The sequence below is a fragment of the Mycobacterium kyogaense genome (assembly GCF_003254575.1).
In the GTDB taxonomy this organism is placed as follows: Bacteria; Actinomycetota; Actinomycetes; order Mycobacteriales; family Mycobacteriaceae; genus Mycobacterium; species Mycobacterium kyogaense.
On sequence record NZ_QJUA01000032.1, the window covers coordinates 56,096 to 65,916 of the forward strand.

At 67.1% G+C, this 9,821-nt stretch carries 10 protein-coding genes; 9 read left to right on the plus strand and 1 reads right to left on the minus strand.

What is annotated here, in order from left to right; translation table 11 throughout:
* Positions 1-215 precede the first annotated feature (215 nt).
* The 9 genes from DMB80_RS20040 (at position 216) to DMB80_RS20080 (ending at position 9,624) form a co-directional block, all read left to right on the plus strand.
* Complete coding sequence (locus tag DMB80_RS20040; protein ID WP_111511465.1) at positions 216-1,763, plus strand: ABC transporter substrate-binding protein; 1,548 nt, start codon at positions 216-218, stop codon at positions 1,761-1,763.
* A 20-nt stretch (positions 1,764-1,783) separates the two neighbouring features.
* The gene (locus tag DMB80_RS20045) at positions 1,784-2,713 is read left to right on the plus strand and encodes an ABC transporter permease (protein WP_111511466.1); all 930 of its coding nucleotides are present in this window, start codon (positions 1,784-1,786) and stop codon (positions 2,711-2,713) included.
* Between the two features lie 31 nt (positions 2,714-2,744).
* Positions 2,745-3,734, plus strand: a complete 990-nt coding sequence (locus DMB80_RS20050) for an ABC transporter permease (protein WP_111511467.1) — start codon at positions 2,745-2,747, stop codon at positions 3,732-3,734.
* Positions 3,731-4,750, plus strand: coding sequence for an ABC transporter ATP-binding protein (locus tag DMB80_RS20055; protein WP_111511468.1), 1,020 nt, complete (start codon positions 3,731-3,733; stop codon positions 4,748-4,750). The genes DMB80_RS20050 and DMB80_RS20055 overlap by 4 nt, the downstream gene beginning before the upstream one ends.
* Complete coding sequence (locus DMB80_RS20060; RefSeq protein WP_420812204.1) at positions 4,743-5,774, plus strand: ABC transporter ATP-binding protein; 1,032 nt, start codon at positions 4,743-4,745, stop codon at positions 5,772-5,774. The genes DMB80_RS20055 and DMB80_RS20060 overlap by 8 nt, the downstream gene beginning before the upstream one ends.
* A complete protein-coding gene (locus DMB80_RS20065; protein WP_111511469.1) occupies positions 5,771-6,493 on the plus strand; it encodes a sulfite exporter TauE/SafE family protein in 723 nt (240 codons plus the stop codon). Before DMB80_RS20060 ends, DMB80_RS20065 begins: the two co-directional genes overlap by 4 nt.
* 10 nt (positions 6,494-6,503) lie before the next feature.
* A complete protein-coding gene (locus DMB80_RS20070; protein ID WP_111511470.1) occupies positions 6,504-7,301 on the plus strand; it encodes an IclR family transcriptional regulator in 798 nt (265 codons plus the stop codon).
* Positions 7,302-7,376: 75 nt separating this feature from the next.
* On the plus strand, positions 7,377-8,657 hold the full coding sequence (locus DMB80_RS20075) for an enolase C-terminal domain-like protein (RefSeq protein ID WP_111511478.1): 1,281 nt from the start codon (positions 7,377-7,379) through the stop codon (positions 8,655-8,657).
* Position 8,658: 1 nt separating this feature from the next.
* Positions 8,659-9,624, plus strand: coding sequence for a 2-hydroxyacid dehydrogenase (locus tag DMB80_RS20080; RefSeq protein WP_111511471.1), 966 nt, complete (start codon positions 8,659-8,661; stop codon positions 9,622-9,624).
* A 5-nt stretch (positions 9,625-9,629) separates the two neighbouring features.
* Here the strand turns inward: DMB80_RS20080 and DMB80_RS20085 are convergent.
* Positions 9,630-9,821, minus strand: a 192-nt coding sequence (locus tag DMB80_RS20085; RefSeq protein ID WP_420812205.1) for a DUF7157 domain-containing protein, incomplete at its 5' end; no start/stop codon positions are given.

The following is a 9,821-nucleotide window of genomic DNA, read 5'->3' on the forward strand; positions in this document are numbered from 1 at the left end:
TCCCATTCGGGTATCGGAAACCAGGTTCGCTACGTAAATGTGCTCGTCAGAGGCATTTCCGCGGCCCCACGCCCCGGTTCGATGTCGCTGAATGACTGCGCAAAGCGCCTTCTGGGCAGGGTTGACGCTCACGGAAACCCGCTCTTACGGTGTGGTTGTCATCACAGCGTGCATCTACATACGTGGACGTCACAGCCCCCAGCCCGGGAGGACCCATGAAAGCCGCAGCCCTTGCCGCACTCACCGTCGCGGCGGTCACCGTGAGCGGCTGCTCGGTCGCGAACTCCGGCGGCGGCGGATACGACCCGGGCACGCTGCGCGTCGTTCTCCAGCAGGAGCCGCCCACGCTCGAACCGTGCGAGAGCTCGCTGACCTCGACCGGCATCGTGGTGCGTTCCAACATCACCGAGCCCCTACTGGAGCGCGACGCCACCACCGGCGACCTGACCCCGCTGCTCGCCACGCGGTGGACGCAGACGAGCCCCACTCAGTGGACCTTCCAGCTGCGCGACGGTGTGACGTTCTCCGACGGGGCGCCCTTCACGTCCGAGGACGCCGCCTTCTCGATCGACCGGGCCGTCAACTCGGATCTGCAATGCAACGTCGACGGGTACGTGTTCGGCGACGAGAAGCTCAGCCTGCAGACTCCGGACCCGACCACGGTCGTGGTCGGCACCACCGAACCGGATCCCATTCTGCCGCTGCGTGTCTCATTCATCGAGATGGTGCCGCGCACCACCAGCACCGCCGAGAAGGTGCGCGAGCCGATCGGCACCGGGCCCTACGCCATCGCCGCATGGGACTACGGCCAGAAACTGACGCTGAAGCGCAACCCCACGTACTGGGGCGCGGCGCCGGCCTTCGCCACCGCCGAATACCGCTGGCGCAGTGAGGGAAGCGTGCGCGCGGCGATGATCATCAACGACGAGGCCGACATCGCCACGGGCCTCGGCCCCGAGGACGGCGCCGGCGACCTCGGAGTGCCGTTCCAGAACAACGAGACCACAGCCCTGCGCATGCAGGCCACCGAACCGCCGCTCAACGACATGCGGGTGCGCCAGGCCATCAACTACGCCGTCAACCGCACCGGCATCGTCAAAGCCCTCTTCCGCGGCCTCGGTCAGCCGGCGGCGCAGCTGATCCCCTCCGGCGTGGTCGGTTACAACGACCAGCTCCAGCTCTGGCCGCACGACACCGAGAAGGCCAAGCAGCTGATCGCCGAGGCCAAGGCCGACGGTGTGCCTGTCGACACCCAGATCCGGCTGATCGGGCGCACCGCGCAATTCCCCAACATCAGCGAGACCATCGAGGTCCTGCAGGCCGAGTTCACCGAGATCGGGCTGAACGTGAAGATCGAGATGATGGACACGTCCAATCAGCTCGAGTACCAACTGCGCCCCTTCCCGGCGAACACCGGGCCCTACCTGCTGATGATCATGCACGGCAACCAAGCCGGTGATGCCGCGTTCACCATGGACCAGTACATGCTCTCTGACGGTCCGCAAAGTGCCTATGGGACAGCCGAATTCGACGCCAAGATCCGCGCCGCCGAGGCACTGACCGGACAGGCCAGACAGGACGCATTCGCCGCACTGTTCGCCGAGGAGCCCAAGGAGATCATGCAGATGGCCTACATCGCCCACATGAAAGGCATCCTCGGCAAGTCCCCCCGCGTCGACTACACCCCCGATCCCGCGACGGGCGACGAGATGCGGCTCGCAGCGATGACCCCTGCCGGTGACGACCGCACCGACCAGTCCTGAGAAACAGGAAGGCCAGCCCCATGTTCCCCTTCGTCCGGCGCCGGATGTACTCCAGCGCACTGCCGTTGATCATCGTGCTGCTCGGCGTGTTCCTCCTCGCCCGGCTCACCGGTGACCCCACCAACCTGTACCTGCCCGAGTCCGCGACCGCCGACCAGCGCGCCGAATTCGCCGCGGCAAACGGCTTCAACGATCCGCTGATCACCCAGTTGATGGACTACTTCAAGGGAGTACTGCACCTCGACTTCGGCACCTCGCTACGCACCGGCGAATCCGCGGCGGACATGGCTCTGCGCGCCTTCCCTGCCACACTGCAGCTGGCGATCACCACGATGCTCCTGGCCATAGTCGGGGCCGTCGTCATCGGCTGCTGGGCCGCGTACCGCCCCAATTCGCTGGCCGACCGGTTCTCCAGCCTGCTCTCCATGACCGCCGCGTCGATCCCCGACTTCTGGTTCGCCATCACCGGCGTGTGGCTGTTCGCCGTGCTGCTCGGCTGGCTGCCCACCTCCGGGGTCGACGACGGAATACTCAGCTGGATCCTGCCGATCGCGACGCTGATGATCCGACCGCTCGGCGTCCTCACCCAGGTGGTCCGTGGAGCCATGGTCTCGGCGCTGTCGGCACCGTACGTGCGGCTGGCTCGCAGCAAGGGCGCCAGCGACTTCCGCGTCGTCAGCCATCACGCCCTGCGCAACGCCGCCGCCCCTGCCCTCACGGTGGCCGGCGACCTCGCCGTCGGGCTCATCAACGGCGCGGTCGTGGTCGAGGCGATCTTCGGCTGGCCGGGCATCGGAAAATTGATGATCGACGCGATCCTGCAGCGCGACTTCGCGGTCCTGCAGGCCGCCGTGCTGCTCACCGCGGTCAGCATCTTCCTGCTCAACATCTTCATCGACGCCTGCTACGCGCTGCTCGACGCGCGGGTGCGGGAACCAGCTCGCGTCTAACACGGCAACCCAGACCGCTAGGAGCACTCTCATGACTCAGATCGACCTGATCCCGGTCAAACCCACCACGGCGATCGTCGGCGAGGACGACACCGACACGGCACGGACGCGGGGCCGGTCACTGTGGTTCCGGCTGCTGATCAACGACCGCGTGGCGTTCGCCGCCGCATGCGTTCTCGGGCTCGTGTTCCTCACGGCGCTGCTCGGCCCCGTCCTGTTCGGCGACCTCGCCACGCGCATCGACCTGGACAACTCCAACCAGGCACCGTTCACCCTCAGCCACGGATGGGCGAACATCCTGGGCACCGATCCGCTGGGCCGCAGCATGCTCGCCCGGCTCGTCGTCGCCTGCCGCACCACACTGTCGGTTGCCGTGCCCGCGGTGGTGATCTCCGCGGTCATCGGCTCGGCGATCGGAATGTGGGCGGGCTATCACCGCGGCTGGCGCGAGACGGTAGCGATGCGCATCGCCGACGTGATCATGAGCTTCCCATCTCTCTTGCTGGCCGTCGTCGTGCTCTACGTCTTCTCCCCCAGCGCCGCCAACATCGTTGCAGTGCTCGCCATCACCCGCATCCCGGTGTACCTGCGCACCGCCCGGGCCGAGTCCGCCGAACTGCAGAGCCGTGTATTCGTCGATGCAGCGCGCACTTTCGGCGCCAGCGCGAACTCGATCATCGGTCGGCACGTGCTGCCGATCGTGCTTCCCACGCTGCTCACCGTCGCGACGCTCGACTTCTGCTACGTCATGCTCGCCGAGAGCTCGCTGAGCTTCCTGGGCATCGGCATCCAGCCGCCGGACGTCAGCTGGGGTCTCATGGTCTCCCAGGGCCGCACCTATCTGCACAGCGCGTGGTGGTTGTCGTTCTTCCCCGGCCTCGCAATCGTGATCACCACCGTCTCGGCGACGATCCTGGCCGCCTGGGCGCGCATCGCCACCGACCCCGGCCAGCGGTGGCGTCTCACCGTCCCGCAGAAGCGGCTGGCCGCCTTCACCAAGACCGGAAAGGCCCTGCGATGAGTGCACTCGCCGACCACGACATCCACGTCGACCCGACGCCCGTCCTCGAGGTCGACCGCCTGTCGGTCGAGGTCCGCACGATATCCGGGACGTTGCGGGCCGTCAACGAGGTGTCCTTCGGGGCACGGCGTGGCGAAACCCTGGCTCTGCTCGGCGAATCCGGCTGCGGCAAGTCGATGACGGCGACGGCCCTGGTCGGACTGCTCGAGCCGGTCGCCGACATCGTCGGTGGCAGCGCCCGGCTCGCGCATCAGGACGGGACCGTCGACCTGGTGACAGCCGACCGCAAGAAGCGTCGCGCGATGGCGGGCACTGAACTCGCGATCGTCTTCCAGGATGCGTTGACCGCGCTGAACCCGCTCTACACGGTCGGAACCCAACTGGCCGAACCGTTTCGGATTCACCACGGACTCTCCGCGAAAGAGGCGAAGAGCAAAGCCGTCGAGTTGATGGCCCGGGTAGGAATTCCCCAGCCCGAAACCAGGATCGATTCGTATCCTCACCAGTTCTCCGGCGGGATGCGCCAACGGCTGCTCATCGCGATGGCCGTCGCGCTGAATCCGAGCGTGTTGATCGCCGACGAGCCCACCACGGCACTCGACGTCACCGTGCAGGCGCAGATCATGGCGCTGCTGCGGGACCTGCGCTCCGAATACAACATGGCCGTCGTGCTCATCACCCACGACCTCGCTCTGGTCGCGGAGGAGGCCGACCGCGTCGCCGTGATGTACGCGGGAAACATCGTCGAGACCGGCTCCGTCGACGAGGTTTTCGCCAACCCTCGGCATCCCTACACCAAGGGGCTGCTGAACTCGGTGCCGGTCAACGCCCGCCGCGGCGACAGCCTGAAGTCCATCGGCGGCTCACCACCTGACCTGCACGCCGTCCCCGCCGGATGCGTTTACCAGGCCCGCTGCCCGCTGGCCCGCGACATCTGCACGACGACACGACCGACCCTGTCGGGCACCGACCGCGCGACAGCCTGCCACTTCCCGGAAGAGGTCACCAATGTCTGATCACACGATGTCTGACGCGAACGGGAGTCCGCTGCTCGAGGTTCGCGACATCCGCAAGTCCTTCCGGGTACCGCACGCCGGCAAGAACGCCCTTCGCGCACTCGACGGCATCACGCTGGACCTCAAGCGCGGCGAAACACTCGGCCTCGTCGGTGAATCCGGCTGCGGCAAGTCCACGTTGGCGCGGACGTTGATGATGCTCGAGCGGCCCGACGAGGGCAGTGTGCGCTTCGACGGCGTCGACCCCTTCAGCCTCAAAGGAGCTGAACTCCTGGCGTTCCGCCGCCGAGTCCAGATGGTGTTCCAAGACCCCTACGCCTCCCTGAACTCGCGCATGTCCGCCGCCGAGATCATCGCCGAACCGTGGCGCAGCCACAAAGGAGTGGTGAAGAACCGGCAGGACCGCGACATGCGGGTCCGCGGGCTGCTCGACATGGTGGGTCTCGGTGCGAAGGCGGCCAACAAGTACCCGCAGGAGTTCTCCGGCGGGCAGCGTCAGCGCATCGGAATCGCGCGAGCGCTTGCGTTGGACCCCGACGTGATCATCTGCGACGAACCGGTGTCCGCTCTGGACCTCTCGGTACAGGCGCAGGTACTCAACCTGCTCAACGACCTGCAGGACCAACTCGGCATCAGCTACATCTTCATCTCCCACGACCTGTCCGTGGTGCGGCACGTCGCCGATCGGGTGGCCGTGATGTACCTGGGCCGGATCATCGAAAACGGGCCCACCGAGGCGGTGTACGAGCGATCCAACCACCCCTACACCGCGGCGCTGATGTCGGCCGCACCCTCACTGGACAGCTCCCGCCGCGGTGCGCGCATCCTGCTCAAGGGTGAGGTCCCGTCACCGATCGATCCGCCGTCGGGATGCCGGTTCCGAACCCGATGCTGGAAAGCGACCGACGTGTGTGCGAGCACGCCACCGCCCGTGGCCGCCGACCCGGCCACACCTGACCATGCCGCCGAATGCCACCATCCGCTGCTCCTCGAAGGGAGTAGCCGTGAAACCGTGCCGGCATGAGCCCCGGCGGCTATTGCGTTCTCGCCGTGGCGATCTTCCTGGCATCGGCGCTGCAAGCGTCCATCGGCTTCGGCATGGGAATGTTCGCGGCACCGATCGTCGCGCTGGTCGAGCCGGCGCTGATTCCGGGCACGCTGATCATGGTGGCGACGCTGGTGACGCTGATCGTCGTGGTCCGCGAGCGGGAAGCGATCGATCTGTCCGGTACCGGCTGGGCGCTCGTCGGCCGAGTGCCCGGCACCATCGCCGGCGCCCTGCTGCTCGCGGCGCTACCGCATCGCGCGCTGTCACTGATGCTGGCCGCCGTGGTTCTCGGCGGCGTGATCCTCACCAGCAGCGGGTGGATTCCGGCGCCGCGCCGACGCAATGTGGTGATCGCAGGAGCGACCTCCGGACTGCTGGGCACCGCGACCTCCATCGGTGGTCCGCCGATGGCGCTGGTGTGGCAACGCAATTCCGGGTCCCGGCTGCGCGGCACGATGAGCGGGTTCTTCCTGGTGGGCTCGGTGATGTCGTTGATCGTTCTGTCTGTCACCGGAGCGGTGGACGAGCGCACCTGGCGGGGCTTCGCCGTGCTGGTACCTGCGGCGGTGGCGGGCTATCTGCTGTCCATGGTGGTGAACCGACACCTCAATCCGGCCCGGTTGCGTCGAGTGGCGATCGTCGTCTCTGCCATGGGCGCTGCGCTGCTGATCGGCCGCGAACTGTTGGCGATGTGAGGGAGTGGTTGTGACAGAGGATCTTCCGGTGCGCAAGGTCAAGTCCGCGGTGCGTACTGTCGAATTGCTGGAGTATCTCGCGGGTCGCCATGACGAGCCGGCCCGGTTGCGGGAGATCAGCGATGCTCTCGACATGCCGCGCAGCAGCGCCCACGCCCTGCTGCGCACCCTCGTCGGTCAAGGCTGGGTTCGGTCGGACCCCAGCGGCACGCTCTACGGCATCGGCATCAGAGCGCTGCTGGTGGGTACGAGCTACCTGGACAGCGATCCGTATCTGCCGCTGATCATCCCCTTCCTCGACGACCTGCGCGCAACCCTCGACGAGACCTTCCACCTCGGCCGACTCGACGGCACCGACATCGTCTACCTGGCCACCCGCGAATCACAGCAATACGCGCGCACCGCCAATCGCGTTGGCAGACGCCTACCGGCCTACGCCACCTCGCTCGGAAAAGCGCTGCTGGCCGAACAATTCGGCGTCGAACGTGAGCGACACATCCCGTCGGCCCTGACACCACTGACACCCCAGACGATCACCGAACGCGCCGTCCTCGACAGCCAACTCGACGAGGTCCGCATCCGCGGTTATGCGAGAGACGACCAGGAAAACACCTCTGGAGTCCGGTGTTTCGCGGTACCACTGCACTACTGCCGACCCGCGCAGGACGCGATCAGCGCGTCGATACCCGTCGACCGGCTGAGTCCGCAGCGCGAGCGCGAGATCATCGACGCGTTGCAGAGCACCGGCGACAAAGTCTCCCGTGTCGTGCGCCCACTGGCCAACGGCGACAAATGGTTCGCATCATGACGCTCGAGAGGAACTGAAGTGAGAACACCCGTCGTCACCGACGTCACCGTCATCCCGATCGCGGGTCACGACAGCATGCTGCTCAATCTGTCCGGCGCGCACGGGCCCTACTTCACCCGCAATCTCGTGGTCATCTCCGACTCCGCAGGCAATACGGGCGTCGGCGAAGTGCCCGGCGGGGAACCCATCCGCCGCACCCTGGATGACGCCCGGAACCTGATCGCCGGCCGCAGTATCGGCGACTATCACGCCGTGCTCAACGACGTGCGCCGCACATTCGGCGATCGCGACGCGGGGGGACGCGGCGCGCAGACCTTCGATCTGCGGGTGGCCGTGCACGCCGTCACCGCCGTCGAAGCGGCTCTTCTCGACCTGCTCGGTCAGCATCTCGAGGTGCCCGTGGCCGCGTTGCTCGGCGACGGCCAACAGCGCGACCGCGTTCAGGCCCTCGGGTATCTCTTCTTCGTGGGTGATCGCTCGAGGACCGACCTCGCCTACCGGTCGGCTGCAGACGAAGCAGCGGATGCCGACGACTGGATGAGAGTGCGCCACGACGAGGCGCTCACCCCTGACGCCATCGTGGCGCTGGCCGAAGCAGCACGAGCCCGCTACGGATTCGCCGATTTCAAACTCAAAGGCGGCGTCTTGCCCGCGGCGGACGAGGCGAAAGCCGTCATCGCGTTGGCCGATCGCTTCCCGGACGCGCGGATCACGCTGGATCCCAACGGGGGTTGGCTGCTTGACGACGCGATTCGCACCTGCCGGGAGCTACGCGATGTGCTGGCCTATGCCGAGGATCCTGTCGGTCCAGAAGCAGGCTTCTCGGGACGCGAGGTGATGGCGGAGTTCAAGCGGGCCACCGGCCTGCCGACCGCCACGAACATGATCGCCACCGACTGGCGGGAGATGGGGCACGCGATCCGATCCGGCGCGGTCGACATCCCGCTTGCCGATCCCCACTTCTGGACGATGGCAGGGTCGGTGCGTGTCGCGCAGTTGTGCGACACCTGGGGACTCACCTGGGGTTCGCACTCCAACAACCACTTCGACGTGTCGCTGGCGATGTTCACTCACGTCGCCGCCGCCGCACCTGGCGACATCACCGCGATCGACACGCACTGGATCTGGCAGGACGGGCAGGCCATCACCACCGCACCGTACGAGATCATCGACGGATATCTGACGGTGCCCGACGCGCCAGGCCTCGGCGTGACCCTGGACGAGGCCGCCGTCGCCGCCGCACACGAGGTGTACAACCGTGAGGGCCTCGGCAGCCGAGACGATGCGGCCGCGATGCAGTACTTGATGCCGGGCTGGACCTTCGACAGCAAACGACCTGCGCTGCAGAGGGATTGACGTGAAGATCGTCGTTGCCGATCAGAACCTGCTACCGCACCGCGAACGATTCGAGGCCATGGCGCCGGAAGGATCGGACATCCGCTGGCTGACCGACGGGGTCCCCGACGCCGAGCTGCGCACCGCCGAGGTGTACGTGGGTAGCCGGTTCACCGCCGAGATGGCGCGTACAGCGGAGAAGCTGCGCCTGATCCACGTCGCCGGCGCCGGGACCGACAAGGTCGAGTTCGCAGCACTGTCGCCAGAGATATTGGTCGCCAACACCTTTCACCACGAGCGATCGATCGCCGAGTACGTGGTGGGCGCGGCGGTGATGCTGCGTCGCGGCTTTCTCGCCCAAGACCGCGCGCTGCGGGACGGGGTGTGGGCGACATCAGTGTACGACCGGACGATCCCGCAGGCGCCGACGCTCGGCGGCGCCCGGATGGGCTTCGTCGGTTTCGGGCACATCGGGATGCGCAGCTGGGACCTGTTGCGCGCGTTCGGCTGCACCGGCGCCGCCGTCACCGGCTCGGGCAGCGTGTCACCGGACTCGCGGTTGCAGTGGGCGGGCGATGTCACCGCGCTCGGCCGCCTGATGCGCGAGAGCGACGTCGTCGTGGTGTCGGCGCCGCTGAACTCCGACACCATCGGCATGATCGGGGCCGCGGAGCTCGCGGCATTGGGTCCCGACGGCGTGTTGATCAACGTCGGGCGCGGCCCGCTGGTGCAGGAACAGGCGCTCTACGAGGCGTTGGCCAACGGGGGGATCGCCGCGGCCGCGATCGACGTCTGGTATCGCTACCCCACCGGGCAGATGCCCTGCGCTCCGAGCGATCTCCCGTTCGGCGATCTGCCCAACATGCTGGTGACCCCGCATTCATCGGGGGTCACGACCGACACATTCGCCGGCCGCGTCGGTGATGTCGCCGCGAACATCGGGCGGCTGCAGCGGGATGAACCCCTGCGCAACCTGGTGAAAGGCTGAACCGGCTAGGGCGTGTAGTCGTACTGCGGCTCGTGGAAACGGTTGATGATCGGGATGCGCTCGATGATGCGGTCCCTCAACCGCGGCTGCGGATTGTCCACCACCACAGGCGGCGGGACGGCCGCGGGAAGCGGACCGCCGGGCGTGACCAGCACCGGCGCACCCGGGGCGGGGGCCAGGTAGTCCGGCGGCGGGGC